Origin of the sequence: Pseudomonas marginalis, assembly GCF_008692035.1 — a bacterium.
Classification (GTDB): Bacteria; Pseudomonadota; Gammaproteobacteria; order Pseudomonadales; family Pseudomonadaceae; genus Aquipseudomonas; species Aquipseudomonas marginalis.
Genome location: NZ_VTFG01000001.1, coordinates 2,605,501 through 2,632,256, shown reverse-complemented (window position 1 = coordinate 2,632,256; position 26,756 = coordinate 2,605,501). Strand labels below are relative to the sequence as shown.

The 26,756-nt window shown below is 59.4% G+C and carries 26 protein-coding genes and 4 tRNA genes; 20 read left to right on the top strand and 10 right to left on the bottom strand.

The window, feature by feature from the left end; all coding sequences use genetic code 11:
• Window positions 1–5 precede the first annotated feature (5 nt).
• The 4 genes from FX984_RS12305 (at window position 6) to mgtE (ending at window position 2,213) form a co-directional block, all read left to right on the top strand.
• Window positions 6–96: transfer RNA gene (locus FX984_RS12305), tRNA-Ser, on the top strand.
• 108 nt (window positions 97–204) lie between these two features.
• Window positions 205–281 (top strand) — tRNA-Arg (locus tag FX984_RS12300).
• Between the two features lie 72 nt (window positions 282–353).
• A tRNA-Arg gene (locus FX984_RS12295) sits at window positions 354–430 on the top strand.
• Window positions 431–770: 340 nt separating this feature from the next.
• Entirely contained in the window at window positions 771–2,213 is a 1,443-nt protein-coding gene (mgtE, locus tag FX984_RS12290; RefSeq protein WP_065926188.1) for a magnesium transporter, read from the top strand.
• A 106-nt stretch (window positions 2,214–2,319) separates the two neighbouring features.
• Here the strand turns inward: mgtE and FX984_RS12285 are convergent, their stop codons facing one another.
• From FX984_RS12285 to FX984_RS12270, 3 genes are all read right to left on the bottom strand, one after another.
• The gene (locus FX984_RS12285) at window positions 2,320–2,646 is read right to left on the bottom strand and encodes an Arc family DNA-binding protein (protein WP_003175643.1); all 327 of its coding nucleotides are present in this window, start codon (window positions 2,644–2,646) and stop codon (window positions 2,320–2,322) included.
• 398 nt (window positions 2,647–3,044) lie between these two features.
• On the bottom strand, window positions 3,045–3,224 hold the full coding sequence (locus FX984_RS12275) for a PA3371 family protein (protein WP_027607777.1): 180 nt from the start codon (window positions 3,222–3,224) through the stop codon (window positions 3,045–3,047).
• Between the two features lie 11 nt (window positions 3,225–3,235).
• Window positions 3,236–3,466, bottom strand: a complete 231-nt coding sequence (locus FX984_RS12270) for a hypothetical protein (protein WP_027607778.1) — start codon at window positions 3,464–3,466, stop codon at window positions 3,236–3,238.
• Window positions 3,467–3,792: 326 nt separating this feature from the next.
• Here FX984_RS12270 and FX984_RS12265 point away from each other — a divergent pair.
• Both FX984_RS12265 and FX984_RS12260 read left to right on the top strand, forming a co-directional pair.
• Window positions 3,793–3,869: transfer RNA gene (locus tag FX984_RS12265), tRNA-Arg, on the top strand.
• Between the two features lie 288 nt (window positions 3,870–4,157).
• Window positions 4,158–5,540 carry an MFS transporter gene (locus FX984_RS12260; protein WP_092359506.1) on the top strand — a complete coding sequence of 461 codons (1,383 nt, stop codon included), beginning with the start codon at window positions 4,158–4,160 and terminating at the stop codon, window positions 5,538–5,540.
• Between the two features lie 59 nt (window positions 5,541–5,599).
• On the opposite strand, the gene FX984_RS12255 is transcribed toward FX984_RS12260, so the two are convergent.
• The 4 genes from FX984_RS12255 to flgA form a co-directional block, all read right to left on the bottom strand.
• Window positions 5,600–6,349 (bottom strand): flagellar brake protein, encoded by a 750-nt coding sequence (locus FX984_RS12255; protein WP_027607780.1) that lies wholly within the window; start codon window positions 6,347–6,349, stop codon window positions 5,600–5,602.
• 96 nt (window positions 6,350–6,445) lie between these two features.
• Window positions 6,446–6,916 carry a flagella synthesis protein FlgN gene (locus tag FX984_RS12250; protein ID WP_027607781.1) on the bottom strand — a complete coding sequence of 157 codons (471 nt, stop codon included), beginning with the start codon at window positions 6,914–6,916 and terminating at the stop codon, window positions 6,446–6,448.
• A 48-nt stretch (window positions 6,917–6,964) separates the two neighbouring features.
• Window positions 6,965–7,288 (bottom strand): flagellar biosynthesis anti-sigma factor FlgM, encoded by a 324-nt coding sequence (gene flgM, locus FX984_RS12245; RefSeq protein ID WP_065939081.1) that lies wholly within the window; start codon window positions 7,286–7,288, stop codon window positions 6,965–6,967.
• A gap of 141 nt (window positions 7,289–7,429) precedes the next feature.
• Window positions 7,430–8,194 carry a flagellar basal body P-ring formation chaperone FlgA gene (flgA, locus tag FX984_RS12240; protein ID WP_092359504.1) on the bottom strand — a complete coding sequence of 255 codons (765 nt, stop codon included), beginning with the start codon at window positions 8,192–8,194 and terminating at the stop codon, window positions 7,430–7,432.
• Between the two features lie 92 nt (window positions 8,195–8,286).
• Here flgA and FX984_RS12235 point away from each other — a divergent pair, with 92 nt between their 5' ends.
• From FX984_RS12235 to FX984_RS12205, 7 genes are all read left to right on the top strand, one after another.
• Window positions 8,287–9,219: a chemotaxis protein CheV gene (locus FX984_RS12235; RefSeq protein WP_027607784.1), complete on the top strand. Its 933-nt coding sequence runs from the start codon at window positions 8,287–8,289 to the stop codon at window positions 9,217–9,219.
• Between the two features lie 41 nt (window positions 9,220–9,260).
• The gene (gene cheR / locus FX984_RS12230; protein WP_027607785.1) at window positions 9,261–10,088 is read left to right on the top strand and encodes a protein-glutamate O-methyltransferase CheR; all 828 of its coding nucleotides are present in this window, start codon (window positions 9,261–9,263) and stop codon (window positions 10,086–10,088) included.
• A gap of 306 nt (window positions 10,089–10,394) precedes the next feature.
• Window positions 10,395–10,802, top strand: coding sequence for a flagellar basal body rod protein FlgB (flgB, locus tag FX984_RS12225; RefSeq protein WP_017529461.1), 408 nt, complete (start codon window positions 10,395–10,397; stop codon window positions 10,800–10,802).
• 3 nt (window positions 10,803–10,805) lie between these two features.
• Entirely contained in the window at window positions 10,806–11,249 is a 444-nt protein-coding gene (flgC, locus tag FX984_RS12220; protein ID WP_024076985.1) for a flagellar basal body rod protein FlgC, read from the top strand.
• Between the two features lie 16 nt (window positions 11,250–11,265).
• Entirely contained in the window at window positions 11,266–11,991 is a 726-nt protein-coding gene (gene flgD / locus FX984_RS12215) for a flagellar hook assembly protein FlgD (protein WP_065939080.1), read from the top strand.
• Between the two features lie 31 nt (window positions 11,992–12,022).
• Window positions 12,023–13,327, top strand: coding sequence for a flagellar hook protein FlgE (gene flgE, locus FX984_RS12210; protein ID WP_092359502.1), 1,305 nt, complete (start codon window positions 12,023–12,025; stop codon window positions 13,325–13,327).
• A 223-nt stretch (window positions 13,328–13,550) separates the two neighbouring features.
• Window positions 13,551–14,531, top strand: a complete 981-nt coding sequence (locus FX984_RS12205) for a hypothetical protein (protein WP_223841624.1) — start codon at window positions 13,551–13,553, stop codon at window positions 14,529–14,531.
• Between the two features lie 115 nt (window positions 14,532–14,646).
• Here the strand turns inward: FX984_RS12205 and FX984_RS12200 are convergent, their stop codons facing one another.
• Window positions 14,647–17,541, bottom strand: a complete 2,895-nt coding sequence (locus FX984_RS12200; RefSeq protein ID WP_027607789.1) for a ribonucleoside-diphosphate reductase subunit alpha — start codon at window positions 17,539–17,541, stop codon at window positions 14,647–14,649.
• Window positions 17,542–18,277: 736 nt separating this feature from the next.
• Between FX984_RS12200 and FX984_RS12195 the strand changes: the two genes are divergently transcribed.
• Together FX984_RS12195 and FX984_RS12190 are read left to right on the top strand one after the other, a co-directional pair.
• On the top strand, window positions 18,278–19,003 hold the full coding sequence (locus FX984_RS12195; RefSeq protein WP_027607790.1) for a response regulator: 726 nt from the start codon (window positions 18,278–18,280) through the stop codon (window positions 19,001–19,003).
• Window positions 19,000–20,610: an ATP-binding protein gene (locus FX984_RS12190; protein ID WP_027607791.1), complete on the top strand. Its 1,611-nt coding sequence runs from the start codon at window positions 19,000–19,002 to the stop codon at window positions 20,608–20,610. Before FX984_RS12195 ends, FX984_RS12190 begins: the two co-directional genes overlap by 4 nt.
• A gap of 10 nt (window positions 20,611–20,620) precedes the next feature.
• On the opposite strand, the gene FX984_RS12185 is transcribed toward FX984_RS12190, so the two are convergent.
• Window positions 20,621–21,337 (bottom strand): 4'-phosphopantetheinyl transferase family protein, encoded by a 717-nt coding sequence (locus FX984_RS12185; protein WP_027607792.1) that lies wholly within the window; start codon window positions 21,335–21,337, stop codon window positions 20,621–20,623.
• A 136-nt stretch (window positions 21,338–21,473) separates the two neighbouring features.
• On the opposite strand from FX984_RS12185, the gene FX984_RS12180 reads away from it, so the two are divergent.
• Genes FX984_RS12180 through FX984_RS12170 form a run of 3 tightly spaced genes read left to right on the top strand, consistent with a single transcriptional unit; the run spans window position 21,474 to window position 23,821 of the window.
• On the top strand, window positions 21,474–21,782 hold the full coding sequence (locus FX984_RS12180) for a hypothetical protein (RefSeq protein ID WP_108574842.1): 309 nt from the start codon (window positions 21,474–21,476) through the stop codon (window positions 21,780–21,782).
• An 18-nt stretch (window positions 21,783–21,800) separates the two neighbouring features.
• The gene (locus FX984_RS12175; protein ID WP_017138377.1) at window positions 21,801–22,478 is read left to right on the top strand and encodes a response regulator; all 678 of its coding nucleotides are present in this window, start codon (window positions 21,801–21,803) and stop codon (window positions 22,476–22,478) included.
• Window positions 22,475–23,821, top strand: a complete 1,347-nt coding sequence (locus FX984_RS12170; RefSeq protein WP_027607794.1) for an ATP-binding protein — start codon at window positions 22,475–22,477, stop codon at window positions 23,819–23,821. The genes FX984_RS12175 and FX984_RS12170 overlap by 4 nt, the downstream gene beginning before the upstream one ends.
• Window positions 23,822–23,958: 137 nt before the next feature.
• Here the strand turns inward: FX984_RS12170 and FX984_RS12165 are convergent, their stop codons facing one another.
• The gene (locus FX984_RS12165; protein ID WP_146477379.1) at window positions 23,959–24,957 is read right to left on the bottom strand and encodes an AraC family transcriptional regulator; all 999 of its coding nucleotides are present in this window, start codon (window positions 24,955–24,957) and stop codon (window positions 23,959–23,961) included.
• A 27-nt stretch (window positions 24,958–24,984) separates the two neighbouring features.
• Between FX984_RS12165 and FX984_RS32470 the strand changes: the two genes are divergently transcribed.
• Together FX984_RS32470 and FX984_RS12160 are read left to right on the top strand one after the other, a co-directional pair.
• Window positions 24,985–25,122 carry a hypothetical protein gene (locus tag FX984_RS32470; protein WP_155954385.1) on the top strand — a complete coding sequence of 46 codons (138 nt, stop codon included), beginning with the start codon at window positions 24,985–24,987 and terminating at the stop codon, window positions 25,120–25,122.
• A gap of 174 nt (window positions 25,123–25,296) precedes the next feature.
• Window positions 25,297–26,628, top strand: a complete 1,332-nt coding sequence (locus tag FX984_RS12160; RefSeq protein ID WP_065939069.1) for a dicarboxylate/amino acid:cation symporter — start codon at window positions 25,297–25,299, stop codon at window positions 26,626–26,628.
• The last annotated feature ends 128 nt before the right edge of the window (window positions 26,629–26,756 follow it).

The following is a 26,756-nucleotide window of genomic DNA, read 5'->3' as shown; positions in this document are numbered from 1 at the left end:
GTTGCGGAGAGCTGGCCGAGTGGCCGAAGGCGCTCCCCTGCTAAGGGAGTACACCTCAAAAGGGTGTCGGGGGTTCGAATCCCCCGTTCTCCGCCATTATTTGCTTAGTACGTTGCAATCTGGTTTTTTCGTTAAGTTGTTGAAATTAAACGAAAAAATAGCTTTACATAGAGATTGAACGGCCTATAATGCGCGGCAACAAATGCACTCGTAGCTCAGCTGGATAGAGTACTCGGCTACGAACCGAGCGGTCACAGGTTCGAATCCTGTCGAGTGCACCATTTAAGAGTTAGTTGCAGCAATGCAGGTAGCTCGGCTTCAACCAGTTGTGATCTGGTCTAAAAACACAATATGCACTCGTAGCTCAGCTGGATAGAGTACTCGGCTACGAACCGAGCGGTCACAGGTTCGAATCCTGTCGAGTGCACCATACAAACAAAAAGCCCGCCTAGTGCGGGCTTTTTGCCGTCTGGGGTTTGTGTGGATCCTTATCTTTTTCTCCTTCCTTATGTGTTTTCCATTCCGGTGATGGCGTCGCAGTTGAATAGGTGTGGCCAATACTCAACTTTGGCTCGCAAGCGCTTGTTCTTTCCAGTTTTTTGACGTTAAAACCGGACGCACGGTGTATCATTGCGCCCGTCAGCCCCGCCGGGGCTTATGGAATACCTCCATGGACTTACCCAGTAGTTACTCAGTACCCCGTTTTACCAATCATGAATTGACTGATTGATCCTTCCGGCGTGCCCCGCTGCTGGGAGTGGAGTTCGCCTATGACCGAAGTAGAAGTAAAGAAAACACAGGAAAGCCTGCAGGATCGCCTGGCTCAAGTCATCGAGCTGCTGCAGCGCCAGCGCGTGGTCGAAGATTTCACGCACCGCCAGGATGGTCCGAATAACGACCTCGTCGAAAACCTGGTCCACCGCCAGAACCTCGTCGAGTTGCAACGCAAGCTCGATGACCTGCACTCCGCCGACGTTGCCTACATTCTCGAAGCCTTGCCCCTGGATGATCGACTGACCCTCTGGCAGTTGGTCAAGGCCGACCGCGACGGCGATATCCTGCTCGAAGTATCCGACTCGGTCCGTGAAACCCTGATCGCCGACATGGACGATCACGAGCTCCTGGCGGCCGCCAGGGAGATGGACGCTGACGAACTGGCCGACCTGGCTCCAGAGTTGCCGCGTGATGTTGTCCATGAGTTGATGGAGGCCCTTGACGGCCAGCAGCGTGAGCGCGTGCGCTCCGCGTTATCCTATGACGAGGATCAGGTCGGCGCACTGATGGACTTCGAGATGGTCACCATCCGCGAAGACGTCAGCCTGGAAGTGGTCTTGCGTTACCTGCGCCGGCTGAAAGAACTGCCGAGTCATACCGACAAACTGTTCGTGGTCGACTATGAAGGCATTCTCAAGGGCGTGCTGCCGATCAAGCGCCTGTTGGTCAACGATCCGGAGAAAAAGGTTGCTGACCTGATGGCCAGCGATACCGTGAGCTTTCACCCCGATGAGGATGCCTACGACGCAGCGCAGGCCTTTGAGCGTTACGACTTGATCTCTGCCCCGGTGGTCGACAAGAACGGCAAGCTGATCGGCCGTCTGACCATCGACGAAATCGTCGACTTGATTCGTGAAGAGAGTGAAACCGAAGTCCTCAACATGGCGGGTTTGCGTGAAGAGGAAGATATTTTTGCGTCAGTCTGGCGTTCCCTGCATAACCGCTGGGCCTGGCTGGCCGTTAACCTGATTACCGCGTTTATCGCCTCCCGTGTGATCGGGCTGTTCGAAGGTTCCATCGAGAAGCTGGTGGCCTTGGCAGCGTTGATGCCGATTGTGGCAGGCATTGGTGGTAACTCGGGCAACCAGACCATCACCATGATCGTACGCGCCATGGCGCTGGACCAGGTCAGTACCGCCAACTCTTCGCGCCTGCTGCGCAAGGAGTTGGCCGTGGGCCTGATCAATGGCCTGGTGTGGGGTGGGGTGATTGGCGTGGTGGCCTACTTGCTGTACGGCAGTTGGTCCCTGGGGGTGGTGATGACCGCTGCCATGACCCTCAACCTGCTGCTGGCGGCCCTGATGGGGGTGCTGATCCCCATGACCTTGGCACGCCTTGGGCGCGACCCGGCCATGGGCGCCAGCGTGATGATCACGGCCATGACCGACAGTGGTGGCTTCTTCATCTTCCTCGGTTTGGCGACGATCTTCCTGCTCTGATCTGTCTCGGGCGGGCGCCCTCTGCTACGTGATAAGAATGCCGAGCCCTGTGAATCCCAGGCAAAAAAAAGCCAGCACAGGGCTGGCTTCGGCTTTCAGTGGCGGATCAATTGGCTTCTGCGGCCGCCTCTACGTCGTGCGCGATAAGCGAGACGAGGGCATTTTGCTGGCGGTGGGAGAGCTGACGAAAACGCTGCAGCAGTTCGCGTTCGTGCAGCGACAGCTCGGGGCTGTCCAGGCGCATGCTCAGTTCGTCACCCAGCGCACCTTCCTGAATAAGGCTCTGCTCCAGGCGCGCGATGATTTCGGAGTTCATGCTGCGGTGATGATTGCGAGCCACCTCGGCAATGCGTTCCCGCATTCCGTCTGGCAGACGTACGACGAACTTGTCAGCCGTACGGCTGGAATAAATTGCCTGTTTCAATGGGCGCATATATTTAACCGGTTAGTTCAGGGGAGCGGTTATTGGAATTGGCCGCAAGATGAGTGTTAAGACAAGACTCACGACCAAAGTTCAACCCGAATTGCAAAGAGGCCGCATCATGCCTCAGATTTGCCAGTTCCTTGGCGTCAATTCTGTGACAAATATTGAACTGCCTAGAGGCTTTATGCCAGCACTCATTTGCATTTTTGCGGACTGGTTGGAAAACTTTTCCATGAGTGATTCCACGAGGGAACTTCCCGTAAGTCCAGGCCACCACAGGGTTTGAGGTCGCACATCCTATAGCAAAGTGGCCTTTTGCCCTTAGTTTTAAGACTAGTGGCAATTTGCCGATTTACTAGGACGAGGCGACATAAGGTAGGGGGAGGGCAGCGCAGGGAAGGGAGGGGTCAGCGTAAAACCGGGTCAAATTTGATTCGGCGACCCACGACGAGGGTCAACAGAAGCAGACCTGCGAAAACGCCGGCGGCGACGAATGCGCTGGTTTGCCCATCCTGGGAGCTTGCACTCAGGCCCATAAGGCCAGTGGCGATGGTCAGGCTCAGGAACAGCCAGGCAAATTTGCTCATGATCAGCGTCCTTAAAAAACCCAGTGTTCAGATGCCGGCGCGGCGTGGGTGCCTTGAGTCAGGCGTACTGGCGCTTGTGCATTCGGTGTCATCACGGCCAGTTGCGGACGTTGTTGCAAGTGGTGGGGGACTGCCTGCTGGCTGATCTGGGCGGGGTCGTTGCTGCCAGTCGATTGAAAGTGGAACATCACCAGTGCAGCCAGGGCGACGGTGTTGAGAGCTAACAGAATGGCACTGTTCATGGTCATGTTCTCCGTTTAATGCCTTGGCTGGATGGGGTTTGCAGGAGAACTGTTGCAGGTGTCGTGCCAATGTATTAATTCAATAAAATCAATGGCTTGAGTTTACTTTGAGGAGGTGAAGGATTGCAATTTGCAATGCTGGCATTTTGGGTAATTGCATTTTGCACGATCAGGCCAGGTGCCCGTATTCGCGGGGCGAAACCGCAATTGCTCGGGCAAGGCTCGGCCTACACTTAAAAAGCCCACGGACGACATGACAAAACCCACCTCGGCCGTTAACATGCACGCCGTCCGTCGCAGTGCCCTTGGCCTGATGGCTGTCATTTGTCCCAGTAGCTCAATTGGATAGAGCATCCCCCTCCTAAGGGGAAGGTTGGCCGTTCGAACCGGCCCTGGGACACCAGATTCGTAGCCCATAGAGAAAGCCCCGTACAGAACTTCCTGGCGGGGCTTTTTTGTGCGTGCTCGATCTTTTTGCACGCAGGTCGAACCTTGCCGCCGATCAAGGTTCACAGCAGGTGCCGTGATGTATTTGTCGCAACCATGTACCTTGCGCGCCATCCGACAGCGTCTGAGCTGTTAAGCAAAATAATCCCCGGAAACAGCGCATGTTGCCTGTCCGGACCCGGTCACCCCGGACTATCATGCCGATAGCCCTGTCTCTCACCGCAAGGAGCCGCTCGGAACGCCGATGCGCCAGATCTGGAAATCTTTTCGAGCCCTTTATTTCGCCTCCTTGATGATGCTGATTGGCTCCGGCCTGCTCAGTACCTACCTGGCCTTGCGCCTGGCGGCCGACCACGTCGACAGCCTATGGGTGGGCGCGCTGATGGCGGCCAACTACTTTGGCCTGGTGCTGGGCGGCAAGATCGGGCATCGCCTGATTGCCCGGGTCGGGCATATCCGTGCCTATGCCACCTGTGCCGGGATTGTCGGTGCGGCGGTGCTGGGCCATGGCCTGGTCGATTGGCTGCCGGCCTGGATTGTGCTGCGGATAATCGTGGGCCTGGGGATGATGTGCCAGTACATGGTCATCGAGAGCTGGCTCAATGAGCAGGCCGATGCCAAGCAGCGTGGCGTAGTGTTCAGCGGTTATATGATCGCCTCCTACCTGGGTCTGGTATTGGGCCAGTTGATACTGGTGATGCATCCCCAGCTTGGCCTTGAGCTGCTGATGCTGGTGGCGCTGTGTTTCGCCCTGTGCCTGGTGCCGGTGGCCATGACCCGGCGCATTCACCCGGCGGCCTTGCATCCTGCGCCGATGGAGCCGCGCTTCTTTATCAAGCGTGTGCCGCAGTCGCTGAGTACGGTGTTGGGGGCGGGGTTGATCGTCGGTTCGTTCTACGGCCTGGCGCCGCTGTATGCCTCCCAGCAAGGGTTGAGCACCGAACAGGTGGGCCTGTTCATGGGTAGCTGCATTTTTGCCGGGTTGCTGGTGCAATGGCCCCTGGGCTGGTTGTCGGATCGTTATGATCGCGCGCTGCTGATCCGCTGCTTCGCCTTGTGCCTGGCGGTGGCGGCACTGCCGTTGGCAATCATGACCCAGGTGCCGCTGGAGGTGCTGTTCGTGGCGGGCTTCCTGTGTTCTCTCGTGCAGTTTTGCCTGTATCCATTGGCGGTGGCGTTTTCCAACGACCATGTGGAGGGGGATCGCCGGGTATCGCTGACGGCCATGCTGCTGGTGACCTACGGTATCGGCGCCAGCGTCGGGCCGTTGCTGGCGGGTGTGGTGATGAAGCTGTTCGGCAGCCAGATGCTGTATGCGTTTTTCAGTCTGTGCGCGCTGATCCTGGTGTGGCGGATCCGGCCTAAGGCGGTGACCAATCTGCACCAGGTGGAAGATGCCCCCCTGCATCACGTGGCAATGCCCGACAGTATGTCGAGTTCACCGCTGGTGGCGGCGCTGGACCCGCGGGTCGACGAGCAGGTGGTGCAGGAGCAGATGCAGACTGTACCCGACCCCGAGCCGCAGGCCGATCCGGAGCCGCCGGTGGATGAGCCCGCCTTCGAAGGCCCACCTGAGCCCCTGGGGCCGGACGAGCATCCTCACGAATTGAGCAGGGCACGCCCCTGAAAGCAAAAACGGGCAGATCCCAAAGGGTCTGCCCGTTTTTTTGCTGCGATGGTTAAGGATCAAAAATCGTCGTCTTTGTCGAACCGTCGTGCTTCACGCTGCAGTTGGTACACAAAGCGCTCGACCTGGCGTTGCACCAAACCACTCATGTTGTGGAAGCGCACGCCGGCAAAGGTCGTGTTGATCCTTTCTTCGAAGTGCAGGTATCGCAGTTCGACGGCGGTGGTCATGCTGCCAAACGGCAGGGCTGCGATAAAACGGTCGTAGACCTGGCCCAGTTGCAGGCGCTCGGAAATATCGCCTTCAAAACGCAATTTGCAGCCGGTGGCGGAAATATCCAGCAGTTTGCCGTTGACCGGCAGCTGAAGCTTCTCGCCGCCCAGCTCGATATTCACCAGTTGCGCCAGCTTCAACGCGGCGCGGAAGGCATTGCGGCGCTGATGATAGACCACCTCGTCCGGCAGGCTGCCGGTATAGATACGGTGGCCGCCTTTTTCGCTGATGGTCAGGGTGCCTTTGCTTTCCCAGGCGACGCGTACGCCATCATGGAAACCTTCGATGCGAAAGGGTTCGCCGTTTTCGAGGTGGCGCTCGCCGTCACGGGGGATCATTTCGTCCAGCGCCAGCGTGTTGCTGTCGCGGTTGACGTCCACCAGGTAGCTCTGGAAGCGCTGGCTGCGTTCATGGAAAGTGATGATCAGCGGATCATGGCTGTCTTGCAGCATCCGCAAGGTGCCGGCGATTTCCAGAGGCGTGGTGAGGACCTTGGGTGGCTGCGGGGCATCTTCCGCATTAAGGGCGTTGAACACGGTTCTTCCATCTCCAGACAAAATACGACTACACGCAAGAACCGGCATTTTGCCAGCATGTGGCGCGCCTTGGATAGGGCGCGCTGTAAACCGGTGTCAGGCTTGGCTGCGGGTGCTTGGCTTGACCAGGCGCGAGGTGGAGCCCTGGGCGTTATAGAGTGCCGGAGGCTCTCCGCCGTGGAGTATACGCAACTGGTTGGCGGTCGTGGCTTGCTGAAGCTGGATCGACTGACCGTTAAGCAGGTTGGCTTCCTGGCACTGGGCGAGCAATTGGTTGAGTTCTTTGCTCTGGGCCAGCAATTGATCGCCGACCGAGGAGTGGCTGGCCAACTGCGCCAGGCCGTCGTGGTCTGCCGGCAGGCCGAGGCTGATGAGGATCTGGCTGCGTTTTTTGCCGTGCTGTTCCAGCAGGACGATCAACGACTGCTTGCGTGCCAGAATTTCTTCCAGCAGCGGCATGTCCCGGCCATAGAGGGCCAGTGATTCTTCTTTGAGCAGCTCGAGCAATTGTTGCGTCGGCGCTAGATCATCAATGATCAGTTGAAGCAAATGTTCGTCGTGATGCATGGCTGGCCTTGGGTTTTAAGCGTCCAAAAGCCCTGCGCAGGCCTTTGCCTAGCGCTCGGCTTCGAAGTTAAGCAGCTTGCTGGCTACACGGTTGCTGTCGACTTTATAGCTGCCATCGGCGATCGCCTGTTTCAATTCGGCCACGCGGGCTTTATTGACTACCGGTTGGTCGCGCAGCGAGTCAGTGACCTTCTGCAACTGTTGAGCCTCATTGCTCAGGTGTACGGATTCCCCGCTCTGGCTGGCGCTGGCCTGTTCTGCCTTGGCGGGCAGCGCCGGGGCCTTGGCTTCTACGTTGTCCTTGGGACTGGTGGTGCGCGTAGTGCCTGACGTCGTCGGGGTGTTATTCAAACGGCTGAAATCGATGACCATGATAAAAAAACCTCTGGGTATTTGGACGCTTGCCATGTTTTCGGCCATACCCGGACAAACTTTAGGCGCGAATGACAATAAATCTCCGCACGGGGCTTCTCGTGCACAGTGTAGGAAAACCCAGCGTCCTGTACCAGTAATCTATAAAGCGACCTCGACTTGCCCTGGGGCTGTTACCCGCGCCTTGATCACGCGGTTGGAGTTGAGGTTCTTGACGCGAATCTGTTCGCTCATGCCGCCGTTGGACAGCGCTTCGCCCGGCATTTTCACATTCAAGCCGCCGCTGCTCGCGGAAATCACCACCTGGTCGCCCTTGCGGATGACCTCGGCCTGTTCCAGGTGCACCAGGGTAATCACCTGATCGGTGACCACTGGTCGGGTCAATCTCTGCCCGATGGCCTGGTCCAGGGATGTCAGGTAGCCCTGGCTAATCTGGCTGATGTCGCGCTCACGCAGTACGACGTCCTCGAAATCGATGATGCCCGTGCGCTTCAGTGGGCGGGCAACCACCACGACATCACGGAACAATTTGACCTGGGCCGGTACGAACACGGTCCAGGGCGAGGCGCCTTCGCAGCGTACCTTGACCGTTACGCGCCCGATGGGTTGGGCGGGACTTTCCAGGGTCGCTGTCAATTCCTTGTCGCACATCGGCATGCGCAGACGCGGGTCCAACTGGTTGACCTGGATTTCATAACGCCCCGGCGTCTGTGTGGTTGCCAGATAATCTTCTACAGTGAACTCAAGAAAGCCTTGGGTGACGCCGATAAGTAGATCAGGCAAGGTGACGTTCTCTGCACGGGCCGTGGTGCCCAGGCTGAAGGCAAGCAGCGCGAGCGGTGCGCAGAGCAATCTGCAAAACCGTGTCAGGTGAAGGCGTCGGGAAACTGTCGTTGTAATGTCCATAATTGAACAAATAGCAAAGCTCGTGCCGTTTTAGTGTTGGGGCGCGCCGCCCTTGTAGGTATAGCCAAAGGTTTTAGCGTAGGAGTCATGGCATGGCAGGAGTAATGGATTCAGTAAACCAGCGCACACAGCTGGTAGGGCAGAATCGCCTGGAGTTGCTGCTGTTTCGCCTGGATGGCAAGCAGTTGTATGGCATCAACGTATTCAAGGTGCGGGAAGTGCTGCAATGTCCCAAGCTGACGATCATGCCCAAGTCCAGTCCGGTGGTGTGCGGTGTGGCGAATATTCGTGGTGCGACTATCCCGATTCTTGACCTGGCCCTGGCCACCGGTTCGGCCGGCCTGCAGGATCGCGAGAACCCGTTCGTGATCATTACCGAGTACAACACCAAGACCCAGGGTTTCCTGGTGCGCTCGGTGGAGCGCATCGTCAACATGAACTGGGAAGAGATCCATCCGCCGCCCAAGGGCACCGGTCGCGATCACTACCTCACGGCGGTGACGCGGGTCGATAACCAGTTGGTGGAGATCATCGACGTGGAGAAGATCCTCGCCGAAGTGGCGCCCACCTCGGAATCGATTTCCGTGGGAGTGGTCGACGCCGAAACGGCCCACAAGGCGGTCTCGCTGCGTGTGCTGACGGTGGATGACTCCTCGGTGGCGCGTAAACAGGTGACTCGTTGCCTGCAAACCGTCGGCGTGGACGTTGTCGCCCTCAATGACGGGCGCCAGGCGTTGGATTACCTGCGCAAGCTGGTGGATGAAGGCAAGAAGCCGGAAGAAGAATTCTTGATGATGATCTCTGACATCGAGATGCCGGAAATGGACGGCTATACCCTCACTGCTGAGATACGCAGCGATCCACGCATGCAAAAACTGCATATCATCCTGCATACTTCGTTGTCGGGCGTATTCAATCAGGCGATGGTCAAGAAAGTCGGTGCCGATGACTTCCTTGCCAAATTCCGCCCTGATGACCTGGCATCCCGGGTAGTCGACCGGATCAAGGCAGCAGATCACGGCTAGGGTTTTCCCCTGGCGGTCATACGATTTTAGAGGCGGTATCAGTGTCTACGGGTAATTTGGATTTTGAACAGTTCCGGGTCTTCCTGGAAAAAGCCTGTGGCATATTGCTCGGTGAAAACAAGCAATACCTGGTATCCAGCCGTCTTAACAAACTGATGGAGCAGCAGGGCATCAAGTCCCTGGGCGAGTTGGTTCAGCGGATCCAGGGCCAGCCGCGCAGTGGCCTCAAGGAGATGGTGGTCGATGCCATGACCACCAACGAAACCCTGTGGTTTCGCGATACCTACCCCTTTGAAGTGCTCAAGAGCAAAGTGCTGCCGGAGGCCATCAAGGCCAGCCCGGGCCAGCGCCTGCGTATCTGGTCGGCCGCCTGCTCTTCGGGTCAGGAGCCGTACTCGATTTCGATGTCCATCGATGAGTTCGAGCGGACCAACATGGGCCAGCTTAAAGCCGGGGCGCAGATCGTCGCCACCGACCTGTCCGGCACCATGCTCACCAATTGCAAGACCGGCGAGTATGACAGCCTGGCCCTGGGCCGTGGCTTGTCCCAGGAACGCCTGCAACGTTACTTCGACCCGAAAGGGGCAGGGCGTTGGGCGGTCAAGGCGCCGATCAAGAACCGTGTGGAGTTTCGCTCGTTCAACCTGCTCGACAGCTACGCCAGCCTGGGCAAGTTCGACATGGTGTTCTGCCGCAACGTGCTGATCTACTTCTCGGCCGAGGTGAAGAAAGACATCCTGTTGCGCATCCACGGCACCCTCAAGCGTGGCGGCTACCTGTTTCTCGGTGCATCCGAGGCGCTCAATGGTTTGCCGGATCACTTCCAGATGGTGCAATGCAGCCCTGGGATCATCTACCAGGCCAAATAATCAGGCCAGATAATAATGTGGGAGCGGGCTGGCTCCCGATAGCGGTGTATCAGTGATAGAGACATCAACTGATCAGCCGCTATCGGGGGCAAGCCTCCTCCCACATTTGTTTCTGCGGCAAAAAAGTTGAAGAAAGCGGCAACTCCCCATTGCCGCTTTACTGGCGCCACGCGGAAACCCGTTGCCGCTTTTCTGGCATTGCCGCCGGCAAGCTCCTCGCAACCCCTTGATTTACGGGGGTATCAGATATTGGCATGCGCCTTGCTATAACCCTGTTAACAGCAGGTCAGCCTAAAGGTTTCCGCCATGAGCATCAGCTTCGATAAAGCGCTCGGTATCCACGAACAAGCCCTGGGCTTTCGCGCCCAGCGTGCCGAAGTCCTGGCCAACAACATTGCCAACGCCGACACCCCGAACTACAAGGCTCGGGACCTGGATTTCTCCGCCGTGCTCGCCGCACAGCAGGACAAGACCAAGAACGGCACCTTCGCCTTGAACATGACCAACAACCGTCATATCGAAGCACAAGGCCTGAGCAGTGGTGACGAGTCGCTGCTGTATCGCACGCCGATGCAGCCGTCGATCGACCAGAACACCGTCGACGCCCAGCTGGAGCAATCGGCCTATGCCGAGAACTCGGTGAACTTTCAGGCCAGCTTTACCCTGCTCAACAGTAAATTCAAAGGGCTGATGTCAGCCCTGCGTGGAGAGTAAGCCATGTCCCTGTCCAGTGTTTTCAATATTGCCGGCAGTGGCATGAGCGCGCAGACCACGCGCTTGAACACCGTCGCCAGTAACATCGCCAACGCCGAGACCGTGTCTTCGAGCATCGACCAGACCTACCGCGCCCGTCACCCGGTGTTCGCCACCATGTTCCAGGGTGGCCAGAGCGGTGGCAGCGATTCGCTGTTCCAGAACCAGGATGCTGCCGGCCAGGGCGTGCAGGTCCTCGGTGTGGTCGAAGACCAGAGCAACCTCGAGGCCCGTTACGAGCCGAACCATCCTGCCGCGAACGAAAAGGGTTATGTCTATTACCCCAACGTCAACGTGGTCGAGGAAATGGCAGACATGATCTCCGCCAGCCGCTCGTTCCAGACCAACGCGGAAATGATGAACACCGCCAAAACCATGATGCAGAAGGTCCTGACCCTGGGTCAGTGATAAGGGGCGCCAAATAATGGCCATCGTTGATACCACGACCAACACGGCAGTCCAGGACCTTTTCAACTCCAAGGTCAAGACCGCCACCGACAACACCACCGTCGCCGATGCTACCAAGACGGCGACCGGCAGCCAGTCCCTGGGCAAGGATGCGTTCCTGCAACTGCTGGTGACCCAACTGAAAAACCAGAACCCGCTGTCGCCTCAGGACAACGGTGCGTTTGTGGCCCAGCTGGCGCAATTCAGCAGCCTGGAAGGCATCAACACCCTGAACGACTCGGTCAATGCGATCTCCAGCAACTTCAGCTCGTCGCAGGCGCTGCAGGCTTCATCGCTGGTGGGGCGCTCGATTATCACCCAGACCAACAAGGCCTTGGTGGACACGAGCAAGAGCATGACCGGTTCGGTGGCGGTGACTGCGGCGACAGGCAACGTCTCGATCAAGATCTCCGATAAAGACGGCAACGTGGTGCGCACTATCGATATGGGTGCCCAAAGCGCGGGTTCGTCCGACTTCATCTGGGATGGCAAGAACGACAAGGGCGAGGTCGCCCCAGCCGGCACCTACACCTTTGCGGCGACGACCAAGAACGACAAGGGTGAATCGGTGGCCATGGCGACTTCGTTGCCGGCAACGGTGACCAGTGTGACGTTGAGCAAGACCGGCGGCGAAATGCTGCTGAACCTTGCAGGTGGCATGGGCAGCGTCAAGCTGTCGCAAATTCAGACTATCGGTACATAGAGCCGGCTAAATACGGCAGAGGGAGAGAAACATGTCTTTTAATATCGGCCTTAGCGGCCTCTATGCGGCCAACAAACAACTGGACGTAACCGGCAACAACATCGCCAACGTTGCGACCACTGGCTTCAAGTCGTCCCGTGCGGAGTTCGCGGATATCTACGCCGCGTCCAAACTGGGCACCGGCCAGAACAGCATCGGCAACGGTGTGAACCTGGCAGCGGTGTCCCAGCAGTTCACCCAGGGTGACGTCAACAACAGCGGCGGCGTGCTGGACATGGCGATCCAGGGCGGTGGCTTCTTCGTGCAGAAGGGCAGCGATGGCTCGCTGGAATACACCCGTAGCGGTGCCTTCCGTGCCGACAAAGACGGCTACATCACCAACAACACCGGTACCTCGCGCCTGCAGGGCTACGCGGCAGATGACGACGGCAAGATCATCAAAGGCGGCTTGACCGACCTGCAATTGAACCTGTCGTACCTGCCACCGAAGGCGTCCACCAAAGTGGACTCCACCAGTAACCTGAACTCGTCGGAGCCGGTGATCAACCAGACCACCAAGCCGTTCGACCCGACTGACACCACCACTTTCACCACCCAGTACAGCACCACCCTGTACGACTCCCAGGGCAACTCCCACGAGATGGTGCAGTACATGGTGAAAACCGACGCCAACAAGTGGAGCGCCTACACGCTGATCGATGGCCGTAACCTGGATGGTTCCAAGCCTACAACGACGGGTACCACTGCTCCCGTGCCGTCGGTATTGAGCTTTGACGGTGCCGGTAAACTGACGGATATCACCACCGCAGGCGTGTCCGGCACGACCCTGACGCTCACCGGTTGGATCCCGGGCTCGGTGACCAATGGCGTATGGACGCCTAACAAGGCTACAGCGCCAAATATTGCCGTCAACATGGCCAATATCACCCAGTACAACTCCGCCAGCTACCGCAACCCGCCGACCACCGACGGTTACGCCACTGGCCAGATCACCGGCCTGAAAATCGACGGCAATGGCGTAATGTTCGCCACGTTCAGCAACCAGCAGAGCAAGGCCATCGGCCAGATCTCCCTGGCCAGCTTCAACAACGAGCAAGGCTTGCAGCCATCGGGTGGCACCACCTGGAGAGAAACCTTCGCTTCGGGCCAGCCGGGTTATGACTCCCCGCAATCCGGCACCCTGGGTTCGATCGTGGCCAACTCCCTGGAGAACTCCAACGTCAACCTGACCAACGAACTGGTGGACCTGATCAAGGCCCAGAGCAACTACCAGGCGAACGCCAAGACCATTTCCACCCAGAGCACCATCATGCAGACCATCATTCAGATGACCTGATGCGGTAGTGCTCCACAAGAAGCCCCTCGTAAGAGGGGCTTTTTTGTGGATGTGGGAAAATACCTCTAGACGCGGCAGGTTACGCGTTGAAATGTATGGAGAGGAACACTCCATTCCTACCTTGCCACTGATTGGTCTAGGGCCTGCAGGCTCATCAATCTATGGAGAGGTGAAGATGTGCAGTTCAATAGTGTCCGTGTCAGGCGCTGGGCACGTAACATTCGTGCCCGGTATCGCTTCAGGAGCATCGACTCGCACTCAGCCCGTGGCTGGCGGGTCGGCGGTCAAGCAGTTGCTCAACCAGCTGTTTTACGCAGAGCAAGGCTCAAAAAAACAATTGGCTCAGGACTTGCGCGATAAGCTGAACGATCTTCGCGAGGAACTGGGTGCTGAACAATTCAAAAACATACTTGGCGAGCTGGCTGCGGGCTCGGAGTCCCCGCAGTTTCGCCAGCTTCTTCAGCCGTTGCTCGGTCCAAGGCTTGCTGGGGGTCTAGGAGTAGGAGGAGGTGCGGCTGGCGGTGGACCTTCAAGCGGCAGGGTATATGGGTTTGGCGAGAAAATGAGCAACAAGCCCATTTTGAGTGGGGCGAATTATTTTAACTATCGACCGGATCGATCCAACCCTGGCAAGAAACCCAATGATATTTGGAGTGGATTCAGCCAGGGGCCTGATGGCAATTGCGTCACCGTTTCAGCGATAAAGGCTGCAATGATGCAGTTTGGCCAGAAACCCACCGATGTCTTCAAGGAGGTGAAAGAAACGGACGATGGCTATTACGTGAAGATGCGGGATGGATTTGAGCTTCATTTAACCAAGGACGAGTTAAGGCAGGCTGCCCTTGCGTCTAAGTTTAAAGGGACCGATCCGGAGATGCTGGCCGACGCCATTTTCATGTTTGCCGTGAGCGGCAAGCGCATTGAAATGGAGGGTAATGGTATCGACGACGATATCAATAAATCAAAAAGGAGCTATGCCGATGCGTTGGAAAGCATGAACAACGGCGAGGCGGCCCATGAGGCCTTGGATCGTCTGGGGTTGAGGGGGCTCTACAGGCCTTCTACGAGCAGTGAACTCGCGAATGGCAGGTTGGGGATCGTGGCCTATGACGGCCATTCAATGGCTGTGATTGGCGGGCTGGTGGAGATGTGGGGGACCCGTGGCGGTCATCCCAAAGCGGGTATTGCATACACATTTCTCTAGAGGTTGGAGTGGCAAACGCCTTGCCGGAAAACGAAAAAAGCCCGATAAACCCTATACAGTCGGGGTCTATCGGGCTTTTTCAGTTCCGGGCGTTCAAGCCCGGGAACCGCTCAGCTTATTGACAAGCTTCGCAATCCGGCTCGTCGATCGCGCAGGCCTTTGGCACTGGCGCCGGGCCGGCCGGGGCGGCGAGCACCGAATCATCACCGTGGTTACCGCTGGACACAGCGTTCAGCTTACCGGTGTTGATGGTCGACTTCTCGGTGCTGGTCGCGGCCAGGGCACGGAGGTAGTAAGTGGTTTTCAGGCCACGGTACCAGGCCATGCGGTAGGTCACGTCGAGCTTCTTGCCCGATGCGCCGGCGATGTACAGGTTCAGGGACTGAGCCTGGTCGATCCACTTCTGGCGACGGCTCGCGGCGTCGACGATCCACTTGGTGTCCACTTCGAAGGCGGTCGCGTAGAGCTCTTTGAGTTCCTGCGGGATGCGTTCGATCTGCTGCACGGAACCGTCGTAGTACTTCAGGTCGTTGATCATGACCGAGTCCCACAGGCCGCGGGCTTTCAGGTCGCGGACCAGATACGGGTTGATCACGGTGAATTCGCCCGACAGGTTCGATTTCACATACAGGTTCTGGTAGGTCGGTTCGATCGACTGCGATACGCCAGTGATGTTGGCGATGGTCGCGGTCGGTGCGATGGCCATGATGTTGGAGTTACGGATGCCTTTCTGCACACGGGCACGTACCGGCGCCCAGTCCAGGGATTCGTTCAGGTCAACGTCGATGTACTTCTGGCCACGCTGTTCGATCAGGATCTGTTGCGAATCCAGCGGCAGGATGCCCTTGGACCACAGCGAACCCTGGAATGTCTCGTAGGCGCCGCGCTCGTCGGCCAGGTCGCAGGAAGCCTGGATCGCGTAGTAGCTGACCGCTTCCATGGACTTGTCGGCGAACTCGACCGCAGCGTCCGAACCGTAGGGAATGTGCTGCAGGTACAGTGCGTCCTGGAAGCCCATGATGCCGAGGCCGACCGGACGGTGCTTGAAGTTGGAGTTCTGCGCCTGTGGCACCGAGTAGTAGTTGATGTCGATCACGTTATCGAGCATGCGTACGGCGGTGTTGACGGTGCGTTCCAGCTTGGCGGTGTCCAGCTTGCCGTTGACGATGTGGTTCGGCAGGTTGATCGAGCCCAGGTTGCAAACGGCGATCTCGTCCTTGTTGGTGTTCAAGGTGATCTCGGTGCACAGGTTCGAGCTGTGGACCACGCCCACGTGCTGCTGCGGGCTGCGCAGGTTGCACGGGTCCTTGAAGGTCAGCCATGGGTGGCCGGTTTCGAACAGCATCGACAGCATTTTGCGCCACAGGTCCTTGGCCTGGATGGTCTTGAACAGCTTGACCTTGCCTGGGTATTCGGTGAGGGCTTCGTAGTACTCGTAGCGCTCTTCGAAGGCCTTGCCGGTCAGGTCGTGCAGGTCCGGTACTTCGGATGGCGAGAACAGGGTCCACTTGCCGTCATCGAAGACGCGCTTCATGAACAGGTCAGGGATCCAGTTGGCGGTGTTCATGTCGTGGGTACGACGACGGTCATCACCGGTGTTCTTGCGCAGCTCGATGAACTCTTCAATGTCCATGTGCCAGGTTTCCAGGTAGGCACACACAGCGCCTTTGCGCTTGCCACCCTGGTTAACCGCTACGGCGGTGTCGTTCACGACTTTCAGGAAGGGTACGACGCCCTGGGACTTGCCGTTGGTGCCCTTGATGTACGAACCCAGTGCGCGCACTGGTGTCCAGTCGTTGCCCAGGCCACCGGCGAATTTGGACAACATGGCGTTGTCGTGGATCGCGTGGTAGATGCCCGACAGGTCATCCGGCACGGTGGTCAGGTAGCAGCTCGACAGCTGTGGACGCAGGGTACCGGCGTTGAACAGGGTCGGAGTGGACGACATGTAGTCGAAGGACGACAGCAGGTTGTAGAACTCGATCGCACGGTCTTCCTTGTGCTTCTCTTCGATCGCCAGGCCCATGGCCACGCGCATGAAGAACACTTGCGGCAGTTCGAAGCGGATCCCGTCCTTGTGGATGAAGTAACGGTCGTACAGGGTTTGCAGGCCCAGGTAAGTGAACTGCTGGTCGCGCTCGTGGTTGATCGCCTTGCCGAGTTTTTCCAGGTCGAAGGTGGCCAGGACCGGGTTCAGCAATTCGAATTCGATACCCTTGGCGATATAGGCAGGCAGCGCCTTGGCGTACAGGTCGGCCATTTCGTGGTGGGTGGCGCTGTCGGCCACGCCCAGGAAACCCAGGCCTTCGGCACGCAGGGTGTCCATCAGCAGGCGCGCGGTCACGAACGAGTAGTTCGGCTCGCGTTCAACCAGGGTACGGGCGGTCATCACCAGGGCGGTGTTGACGTCGGTCAGGGCCACACCGTCGTACAGGTTCTTCAGGGTTTCGCGCTGGATCAGGTCACCGTCGACTTCTTCCAGGCCTTCGCAGGCCTCGGTGATGATGGTATTCAGGCGGCCCAGGTCCAGCGGCGCGAAGCTGCCGTCGGCCAGGGTGATGCGGATCGACGGGTGCGCTTGCACGGCGGCTTCTTCGGCCGGGGTGCGGACGGCACGTTCCTTGGCGCGTGAATCGCGGTAGATCACGTAGTCGCGGGCCACTTTCTGCTCGCCGGCACGCATCAGGGCCAGTTCGACCTGGTCCTGGATTTCTTCGATGTGGATGGTGCCGCCCGACGGCATGCGACGCTTGAAGGTCGCGGTGACCTGTTCGGTCAGGCGGGCAACGGTGTCGTGGATGCGCGACGAGGCAGCAGCGGTGCCGCCTTCAACTGCAAGAAACGCTTTGGTGATGGCGACGGTGATTTTGTCATCGGTGTAAGGAACGACAGTGCCGTTACGCTTGATCACGCGCAATTGGCCAGGTGCAGTGGCGGACAGATCCATAGTCGAATCGGCGGCCTGCGGCACGGAGCCTTGCGGGTTCTCGCGAGTTGTGTCGGTTTGCATGGGGGGTTGTCTCCACATTTCTATATTTATTTGGGCACCATCACGGTGCCCACCGTTCCGTCCTGAAGCACTTACAGCAGGCCTGGGCCTGGCATAACAACTTCGGGACAGGAGGAAGGGAGCTGAACGCGCCGCTTCCATGCCGAAGTCTTCGGTTCGGGGCTCAAACGCCCTTGGCCGTATTCCTGGTGGGTGACAGTTGCCAGGTTCAAGCACTGCAACACCCGTACCGTTTTCCGCTGTTGGAGCTGGAAAACGGCTGCCATCCGCTTGAGCGGTTTGGGCTTTCAAAAAATGCTTGGATTAGACCCAACAGGAGCAAGAAAGGGCTTGAGTTTCTTGTCTGATTTGTGTTGGGTCTTTTCGCTGAAAACCCTACATGTAGGGTTTTTTTTGCGCCGAGCTACAAGATAATGCGTTTTGGGGGGCTTAGCAACGCACTACCTGTGGATAACGTTGTGGGTAAAATGTGTATGAAACGTGGAACACCCGTGTAGGCCGCAGCACTGCTGGATTCGGCCGTTTGTCACTGAATATTCCAAGTTGAAAACAGCCGGTTGGATTTTTGAGGGCGCGAACCCTATCACAGAAAAGCGCGATCACCGAATGGATTTCCCGGCTTGTGCGAGAGGGCTTGGGCATGGCTACAATCGGCCTCTGTTATGCCCTCAAAACATTACAAATAAGGTGTGGCCTGTTCGGCCAACGCATCCCTTTATAACAACGAGGATCACCCGTGGAGCAAGAAGCCTGGCACATCCTGATCGTCGAGGACGACGAGCGACTCGCCGAGTTGACCCGCGATTACCTGGAGAGCAACGGCCTGCGGGTTTCTGTGGAAGGTGATGGCGCCCTGGCTGCGGCGCGGATCATCGCCGAGCAGCCGGACCTGGTGATTCTCGACCTGATGCTGCCCGGCGAAGACGGCCTGAGCATTTGCCGCAAAGTGCGCGAACGCTACGACGGCGTGATCCTGATGCTCACCGCCCGCACCGACGACATGGACCAGGTGCTCGGCCTGGACATGGGCGCCGACGACTACGTGTGCAAACCCGTGCGCCCGCGCCTGTTGCTCGCGCGTATCCAGGCCCTGTTGCGCCGCAGTGAGCCGGCGGAACCCACCAGCGTGGAAAGCCAGCGCCGCCTGCAATTCGGCCCGCTGCTGGTGGACAACGCCCTGCGCGAAGCCTGGCTGCAGGGTGAAGGTATCGAGTTGACCAGTGCCGAGTTCGACCTGCTGTGGCTGCTGGTGGCGAATGCCGGGCGCATCCTGTCCCGCGAAGAAATCTTTATCGCCCTGCGCGGCATCGGCTATGACGGCCAGGACCGCTCCATTGATGTGCGCATCTCACGGATTCGCCCGAAAATCGGCGATGACCCGATCCACCCACGGCTGATCAAGACCATCCGCAGCAAAGGCTATCTGTTCGTCCCTGAAGCCGCTGCCGATATGCCGTTGTGAACTCGATCTTCCTGCGTATCTACGGCGGCATGTGCGCGGCGCTGATTCTGGTGGCGCTGCTCGGCGTGCTGGCCCTGCACCTGCTCAACGAGGTGCGCAGCGGCCAATACCGCGAGCGTCTGGCCCACGGCACCTTTGCCTTGATGGGCGATAACCTGCAGCCCATGAGCGCCATCGAACGCCAGCGCGCCCTGGCCGTGTGGGAACGTTTGCTCGGCATCCCCCTGGAATTGCGCAGCCTTACCGATGCCCAACTGGACCTCAGCCAGCGAACCCGCCTGCAACGCGGCCAGGTGTTGGTGGAACAGACCGGCCCCCACGCCGCCCGGGTGCTGCGCCTGGTCAGCGATAAGGAACAGTGGGTTTTGACGGGGGAGGTGCAGCAGATCAGCGAGCAACTGGCCCGCGCGACCATTTACCTGCTGGCCGATGAACTGGTGCGCTTCCCCGTGGCCGAGCAGCCGCAACGGCTGGCGGATATCAAGGAAGCCAAGGGCTTTGGTTTCGAAATGCACCTGATGACCCTCGACCAGGCCGACATGGACGACGACCAACGCCGCCGCGTATCGGAGGGCGATACGGTCATGGCCCTGGGCAAGGGCGGCGATTCGATCCGCGTGTTTGCCGGCATGGTCGGCACGCCCTGGGTGCTGGAGCTTGGCCCGCTGTATCAGATGAACCCGTATCCGGCGCAATGGCTGGTCCTGATCGCGTTGATCGGCCTGACCCTGATCGGCCTGATTGTCTATTTATTGGTGCGTCAGCTTGAGCGCCGGCTCCGAGGCCTGGAAGCCGCCGCCACGCGCATCGCCAAAGGCAATCTCGAGGTGCGTGTGCCGGCCCGGGGTGCCGACTCGGTGGGGCGCCTGGCGGCGGCCTTTAATGGCATGGCCGAGCACCTGCAGCAACTGCTGGCGATCCAGCGTGAACTGGTGCGCGCGGTGTCCCATGAATTGCGCACACCGGTGGCACGCCTGCGCTTCGGCCTGGAGATGATCGGCGACGCCGCCACGCCTGAAGCCCGGCGCAAGTACCTGGAAGGCATGGACAGTGATATCCAGGACCTCGACGGCCTGGTGGATGAAATGCTCACCTACGCAAGGCTTGAGCAGGGTGCGCCGGCGTTGATTTTCCAACGGGTCGACCTCGATGCGCTGCTTGACCAGGTGATCGGCGAATTATCGCCACTGCGCCCGCAGGTGAGCGTGGCCAGGGGGATTTGCCTGTCGTCGGCACATTGGGACGACGCTTGGGTCGATGCCGAGCCGCGCTACTTGCACCGCGCCCTGCAAAACCTGGTGAGCAACGCCATGCGCCACGCCCAGGGCCAGGTGCTGATCAGTTATCAGGTGGGCCAGGTGCGCTGTCGCATTGATGTAGAGGACGACGGGCCCGGTGTGCCGGAAAGCGCCTGGGAGCGTATCTTCACGCCGTTCCTGCGCCTGGACGACAGCCGCACCCGCGCCTCGGGCGGGCATGGCCTGGGGTTGTCGATTGTGCGACGCATCATTTATTGGCACGGCGGGCGAGCATTGATCAGCAAGAGCAACAACCTGGGCGGTGCGTGTTTCAGCCTGAGTTGGCCAAGGGATCAAGACAAACCCTGATGTCGGTCTATCAAGCGCCGATGGCAGCCAGGCTCAACAACTGCCCCTCATTCACCGCAAACTGCGCGGTAAGTTCCTTGCCGTGGCACCACTCGCTGGACAGGTCTGTGAGTAAGCGCAAGCGCACATGCCCGGCCTCTGACCACTCCACCACCTCGGCATGTTCAAAATAAAAGCGCTTCTGCACGATCGGGTAGAGCGCCTTGAACAAACTCTCCTTGACCGAAAACGTCAGCGTCACCAGCAAGGCGATCTGCTCTCGCGGCAGGTCGGCCATACGCTGCAGCTCTTGCGCCGTCAGAATCTCCCCGGCCAGGCGCTCCGCCCGTTCCAGGCTCAGCAGGTTTTCCAGGTCCATCCCCAACCCGCGCCATTGCGCCTTGTGCCCGACAATCGCGGCGGCATGCCCGGTGCTGTGGGTGATGGAGCCGCTGATATGGGCGGGCCACACTGGTGCGCGGTCTTCGCCGATCGCCGGGATGCAGTTGATCTGATCGAGCCGTTGCAGGGCCGCGCGCGCGCACAGGCGACCGGCGAGAAACTCGGCCTGACGCTTGGCCACCGAACGCTGGATACTCGCCGGTGGCGGCACGGCGCAATGCTGGAAGTCGCCGGGCGCCAGCAATGCAGGATCGAACCGGGTGCTGAGAAACACCGTGCCCGGCAAGGGGGCGGGCAGCGGCCAATGGGCGTCGAGTGGGGTGCAGCAAGCGGGTAGGGGGGTCATGGGCGGTATTTTGCCGAGTTGGAGGGCAAGAGGATAGCCCGCCGTGATTCAGGCGAGGTTCAAAGCCTGTTCAGGGGGAGTTCAGGGGCGCTTGCGTAGTCTGGCCTCACAGCCAAACGCGTAATGAGGTAACACCATGACTGCGATCAAGAAGCTGATGTTGGCCTTAACCATGCTCAGTGCCACCGTCGGGGTTCAGGCCTCCGATGGTGCCTTTGCCGCATTCGGTCGTGAGAAAACCAAGAAGTCCAGCATCCTGATGCAGCGCGTCAGCATCGAAGATGCTGGCAGTCAGCCCGCGCCCTGGGGCCAGTCCCTGGGCCAGGCCACCCCGCAGCCGAGCTATCGCGCCGGCTATGAACACCTGAGCGGCCGGTTCAACGGCATTAAACTGCGCCCGCAAGACCTGCAGGGCCGCTATGATATCCCTCTGTCGGACAGTTGATTTGCTTTGGAGAGCCTTATGAAATTGCTGGTGGTGGAAGATGAGGCGCTGCTGCGCCATCACCTGTTTACCCGCCTGACCGACAGCGGCCACGTGGTCGAGGCCGTGGCCAATGCCGAAGAGGCCCTGTACCAGACCGGTCAATTCAACCATGACCTGGCGATCATCGACCTGGGCCTGCCCGGCATGGGCGGCCTGGACCTGATCCGCCAACTGCGCAGCCAGGCCAAGACCTTTCCGATCCTGATCCTCACCGCGCGCGGCAACTGGCAGGACAAGGTCGAAGGCCTGGCCGCCGGGGCCGACGACTATGTGGTCAAGCCGTTCCAGTTCGAAGAGCTGGAGGCGCGGATGAACGCCTTGCTGCGCCGCTCCAGCGGGTTTACCCAGTCGACCATCGTCGCCGGGCCCTTGCTGCTGGACCTCAACCGCAAGCAAGCGTCCCTCGATGAACAGCCCCTGGCATTGACCGCCTATGAATATCGCATCCTCGAATACCTGATGCGCCATCACCAGCAGGTCGTCGCCAAGGACCGCCTGATGGAGCAGCTCTACCCCGACGACGATGAGCGCGATCCGAATGTGATTGAAGTGCTGGTCGGCCGCCTGCGCCGCAAGCTGGAAGGCCCGGCGGGGTTCAAGCCGATCGACACCGTGCGCGGCCTGGGCTACCTGTTCAATGAGCGCTGCCGTTGATTCGCTCGCTCCGTGTGCGCTTGATGCTGGCGGCCGCCACCCTGGCCGTGCTGTTTATGCTGGGCCTGTTGCCCGCCATGCAGGGTGCGTTCAGCCTGGCATTGCAGGATTCCATCGAGCAGCGCCTGGCGTCGGACGTCACCACCCTGATCTCCGCCGCGCGGGTGGAAAACAATCGCCTGCTGATGCCGGCGCAGTTGCCGGATGAACGCTTCAACCTCACCGATAGCCGCTTGCTCGGCTATATCTATGACCGCGAAGGCCACCTGGTGTGGCGTTCGCGGGCCACCCGGGACGAAAACATCAACTACAAGCCGCGCTATGACGGGCGCGGCAATGAGTTCGCGCGGATTCGCGAGGCCGACGGCCAGGAGTTCTTCGTCTACGACGTCGAGGTCAGGCTGCTCGGTGGCAAGAGCGCGGCGTTCAGTATCGTGGCCCTGCAACCGGTGCGCGAATACCAATTGACCCTCGAAGGCCTGCGCGAAAACCTCTACCTGGGCTTCGGCGCGGCACTGCTGGTGCTGCTGACCTTGCTGTGGCTGGGCCTGACCTGGGGCCTGCAGGCCCTGCGGCGATTGAGCCAGGAGCTTGACCAGATCGAAGGCGGTACCCGCGAAAGCCTCTCCGAGCAACACCCGCGCGAATTGCTGCGTCTCACCGGCTCCCTTAACCGCCTGCTGCACAGCGAGCGCGAACAACGGGCACGTTACCGCGACTCCCTCGATGACCTGGCCCACAGCCTGAAAACGCCGCTCGCCGTGTTGCAAAGCGTGAGCGAAGACATGGCGCAACGTCCGGAAGATCGCGACCAGGCCTGGGTGCTGCAATCCCAGATCGAACGCATGAGCCAGCAGATCGGCTACCAGCTGCAGCGTGCCAGCCTGCGTAAAAGCGGCCTGGTGCGCCATCAGGTGCGCCTGGAGCCGGTAGTGCAAAGCCTCTGCGATACCCTGGGCAAGGTCTACCGCGACAAGGGCGTCACGGTGTCCTTTGAATTGCCGGACGAATGCGATGTACCGATCGAGAAGGGCGCCCTGCTTGAATTGCTCGGCAACCTGCTGGAAAACGCCTACCGGTTGTGCCTGAGTGAAGTGCGCATCAGCCTGGTGGAAAATTCCGAAGGGCTCGAGTTGTGCATCGAGGACGACGGCCCCGGAGTGCCGCCGGACCAGCGTGCACGGATCCTGCAACGGGGCGAGCGCCTGGACCGTCAGCATCCGGGGCAGGGGATCGGGTTGGCGGTGGTCAAGGACATCATAGAAAGCTACGGCGCGCGATTGACCCTGGGGGATTCGCCGCTGGGTGGCGCGGCGTTCAAGATTCACTTTCCGGCCTTGTGAACGGTAGTGGCTGGGCTGGCCCTATCGGGGGCAAGCCCCCTCCCACATTTTGAACGTATTCACAGATCAAACTTTGTAACCACAGTCAAAGGTGGGAGGGGGCTTGCCGCCGATGAGGCCCCACACACGACGCAGCGCTAACTCTCCTGCGCCCGATAGGCCCCCGGTGTCAGCCCCGTCCACTTCTTGAACGCCCGATGAAACGCCGACGGTTCTGAGAACCCCAGCTGCTCGGCGATCGCCTGCAAGGACAAGTCCGCCCGCCCCAGGTGGTAGATGGCGATGTCCCGCCGCAATTCATCCTTGAGCGCCTGAAAGCTGGTGCCTTCTTCGCGCAAATGTCGGCGCAGGGTTTGCGGGCTGACGTGCAAGTGCCGGGCGACGGCTTCCAGGTCTGGCCAGGGCGTGCGGTCGCGGCTCAATAAGCGTCGCAGCTGGCTGCTCAAACTGTCGCCTTCATCCGGGCGTGACAGCAGGTCGGCGGGGGAGCGCTCGAGGAAATGCTTGAGGGTGCGCTCGTCCTGCAACAGCGGCAGGCTCAGGTAGCGGGCGGGAAACACCAGGCTGCTGTGCGGGGCACCGAACACCTGGGCGCAGGGAAACAGCAGGTCATATTCAGCGGCGTGGGCCGGCATCGGGTAGCTGAAGGTGGCCTGGTGCAAACGAATGCGCCGGCCGATCAGCCAACTGCCCAGGCGGTGCCAGATCACCAGCAGGCATTCGCTGAGGAAGTGATCCGGGTCCCACAGGTGAGAATCATCCAGGCTCAGGCGGGCCATTTCGCCTTCTCGTGTCAGCTGCCAGCGCGGGCCTTGTGGGAATAGGCTATAAAATAATAAGCCGCGTTCCAGGGCCTTCTCCAGGGTGCGGCAGTGGATCAGCGCATGGCACATCATGGCGAAGGTGCCGCGTTTGCTCGGGCCGTCGGCGAACCCCAAGTATTCATCGTCCAGTGCCAGCCAGAGCATTTGCAACAGCCGGGTGAATTGCTCGGGTGCAATGCGGGCACGGGGTTCGGCCAACAGTTCCGGGGTGATGCCCAGCTGTTGCAACAGGCCCGAATAGTCGTAACCGGTTCGACGCGCACCGCCCAGGGCTGCCCGGGCGTAATGGCTGGCGATGGTACGTTCACGCATGCGGGGCCCTCGTCCATGGAATGGCGGATGGTAGTCATCACCTGGCAGGGCGACAAGGCGGATATCCGCCAAATTGTAGGACGGGATTGGGCGGCGTGGCGGAAATCCGCCAGCCTATTCGGCACATTGGTGGCGGCTTTGAAATCCGCAACCCTGATGTATTAAGGCTCCCAGGGGTTTTCAGCAAAGTGGCACGGCGTTTGCGATAAGGATTACAGCGCAGGCCTGGTCCTACAGGCTTCGCAAACAACAAATCCCTCCAGTGCAGGAGGGTTCGCAATTCAAGTGTCGTGGGCAATGGCGGATATTTGCCACACGGGACGATTGAGGAATTTTGCAATGACGACTCGTCAGCCAATCTACAAATCCCTGTATTTCCAGGTGATCGTTGCAATCGTTATCGGTATTTTGCTCGGTCACTTCTACCCGCAGACCGGCGTGGCGCTCAAGCCACTGGGTGACGGCTTTATCAAGCTGATCAAAATGGTCATTGCCCCGATCATCTTCTGCACCGTTGTCAGCGGCATCGCCGGCATGCAAAGCATGAAATCGGTCGGCAAAACCGGCGGCTACGCGCTGCTGTACTTCGAAATCGTTTCCACCATCGCACTGCTGATCGGCTTGATCGTGGTGAACGTCGTGCAACCGGGCGCCGGCATGCACATCGACGTGGCAACCCTGGACGCCTCCAAAGTGGCGGCCTACGTCACTGCCGGTAAAGACCAGAGCATCGTTGGCTTTATCCTCAATGTGATCCCGAACACCATCGTCGGTGCCTTCGCCAACGGCGACATCCTGCAAGTGCTGATGTTCTCGGTGATCTTCGGTTTCGCCCTGCATCGCCTGGGTGCCTACGGCAAGCCGGTGCTGGACTTCATCGATCGCTTCGCCCACGTGATGTTCAACATCATCAACATGATCATGAAGCTCGCGCCAATCGGTGCCCTGGGCGCCATGGCGTTCACCATCGGTGCCTACGGTGTAGGTTCCCTGGTGCAGTTGGGCCAGTTGATGATCTGCTTCTACATCACTTGCCTGCTGTTCGTGCTGGTGGTGCTGGGCGGTATCTGCCGCGCCCACGGTTTCAGCGTGATCAAACTGATCCGCTACATCCGTGAAGAACTGCTGATCGTTCTGGGTACGTCCTCCTCCGAATCCGCACTGCCACGCATGCTGATCAAGATGGAGCGTCTGGGCGCGAAGAAATCCGTAGTCGGCCTGGTAATCCCGACCGGTTACTCGTTCAACCTCGACGGTACCTCGATCTACCTGACCATGGCTGCCGTGTTCATCGCCCAGGCGACTGACACCCACATGGATATCACCCACCAGATCACCCTGCTGCTGGTGCTGCTGCTGTCCTCCAAAGGCGCTGCTGGCGTGACCGGCAGTGGCTTCATCGTTCTGGCTGCAACCCTGTCGGCTGTCGGCCACCTGCCGGTTGCCGGCCTGGCGCTGATCCTGGGTATCGACCGCTTCATGTCCGAAGCCCGTGCACTGACCAACCTGGTGGGTAACGCCGTTGCTACCCTCGTTGTGGCCAAGTGGGTCAAGGAACTGGACACCGACAAGCTGCAAAGCGAGCTGGCATCCGGCGGTACCGGTATCTCTGAAACCCGCGAAGTCGATGACCTGGGCGTGGCCGAGGGCCCAGCCCCTGTGATCAAGTAAACCGCTGATGGCGTGAAATCCGCGCCGACAGCTATCCGCAAACGCCCCGACTGGTTCGGGGCGTTTGCGTTTGTGCGGGATTACTTTTTTGCAATATTTTCACTTAGAGTCAGCGACTGATGAAATTC

Excerpts from the sequence above, each read along its gene's own strand:
- FX984_RS12260 (WP_092359506.1), top strand. The coding sequence starts at position 4,158 with ATGCGCCAGATCTGGAAATCTTTTCGAGCCCTTTATTTCGCCTCCTTG.
- mgtE (WP_065926188.1), top strand. The coding sequence starts at position 771 with ATGACCGAAGTAGAAGTAAAGAAAACACAGGAAAGCCTGCAGGATCGC.
- FX984_RS12285 (WP_003175643.1), bottom strand. The coding sequence starts at position 2,646 with ATGCGCCCATTGAAACAGGCAATTTATTCCAGCCGTACGGCTGACAAG.
- FX984_RS12270 (WP_027607778.1), bottom strand. The coding sequence starts at position 3,466 with ATGAACAGTGCCATTCTGTTAGCTCTCAACACCGTCGCCCTGGCTGCA.
- flgM (WP_065939081.1), bottom strand. The coding sequence starts at position 7,288 with ATGGTCATCGATTTCAGCCGTTTGAATAACACCCCGACGACGTCAGGC.
- flgC (WP_024076985.1), top strand. The coding sequence starts at position 10,806 with ATGTCCCTGTCCAGTGTTTTCAATATTGCCGGCAGTGGCATGAGCGCG.
- flgB (WP_017529461.1), top strand. The coding sequence starts at position 10,395 with ATGAGCATCAGCTTCGATAAAGCGCTCGGTATCCACGAACAAGCCCTG.
- FX984_RS12200 (WP_027607789.1), bottom strand. The coding sequence starts at position 17,541 with ATGCAAACCGACACAACTCGCGAGAACCCGCAAGGCTCCGTGCCGCAG.
- FX984_RS12250 (WP_027607781.1), bottom strand. The coding sequence starts at position 6,916 with ATGCATCACGACGAACATTTGCTTCAACTGATCATTGATGATCTAGCG.
- FX984_RS12275 (WP_027607777.1), bottom strand. The coding sequence starts at position 3,224 with ATGAGCAAATTTGCCTGGCTGTTCCTGAGCCTGACCATCGCCACTGGC.
- FX984_RS12160 (WP_065939069.1), top strand. The coding sequence starts at position 25,297 with ATGACGACTCGTCAGCCAATCTACAAATCCCTGTATTTCCAGGTGATC.
- FX984_RS12180 (WP_108574842.1), top strand. The coding sequence starts at position 21,474 with ATGACTGCGATCAAGAAGCTGATGTTGGCCTTAACCATGCTCAGTGCC.
- FX984_RS32470 (WP_155954385.1), top strand. The coding sequence starts at position 24,985 with ATGGTAGTCATCACCTGGCAGGGCGACAAGGCGGATATCCGCCAAATT.
- flgA (WP_092359504.1), bottom strand. The coding sequence starts at position 8,194 with ATGGACATTACAACGACAGTTTCCCGACGCCTTCACCTGACACGGTTT.
- FX984_RS12235 (WP_027607784.1), top strand. The coding sequence starts at position 8,287 with ATGGCAGGAGTAATGGATTCAGTAAACCAGCGCACACAGCTGGTAGGG.
- flgE (WP_092359502.1), top strand. The coding sequence starts at position 12,023 with ATGTCTTTTAATATCGGCCTTAGCGGCCTCTATGCGGCCAACAAACAA.
- FX984_RS12175 (WP_017138377.1), top strand. The coding sequence starts at position 21,801 with ATGAAATTGCTGGTGGTGGAAGATGAGGCGCTGCTGCGCCATCACCTG.
- FX984_RS12185 (WP_027607792.1), bottom strand. The coding sequence starts at position 21,337 with ATGACCCCCCTACCCGCTTGCTGCACCCCACTCGACGCCCATTGGCCG.
- flgD (WP_065939080.1), top strand. The coding sequence starts at position 11,266 with ATGGCCATCGTTGATACCACGACCAACACGGCAGTCCAGGACCTTTTC.
- FX984_RS12165 (WP_146477379.1), bottom strand. The coding sequence starts at position 24,957 with ATGCGTGAACGTACCATCGCCAGCCATTACGCCCGGGCAGCCCTGGGC.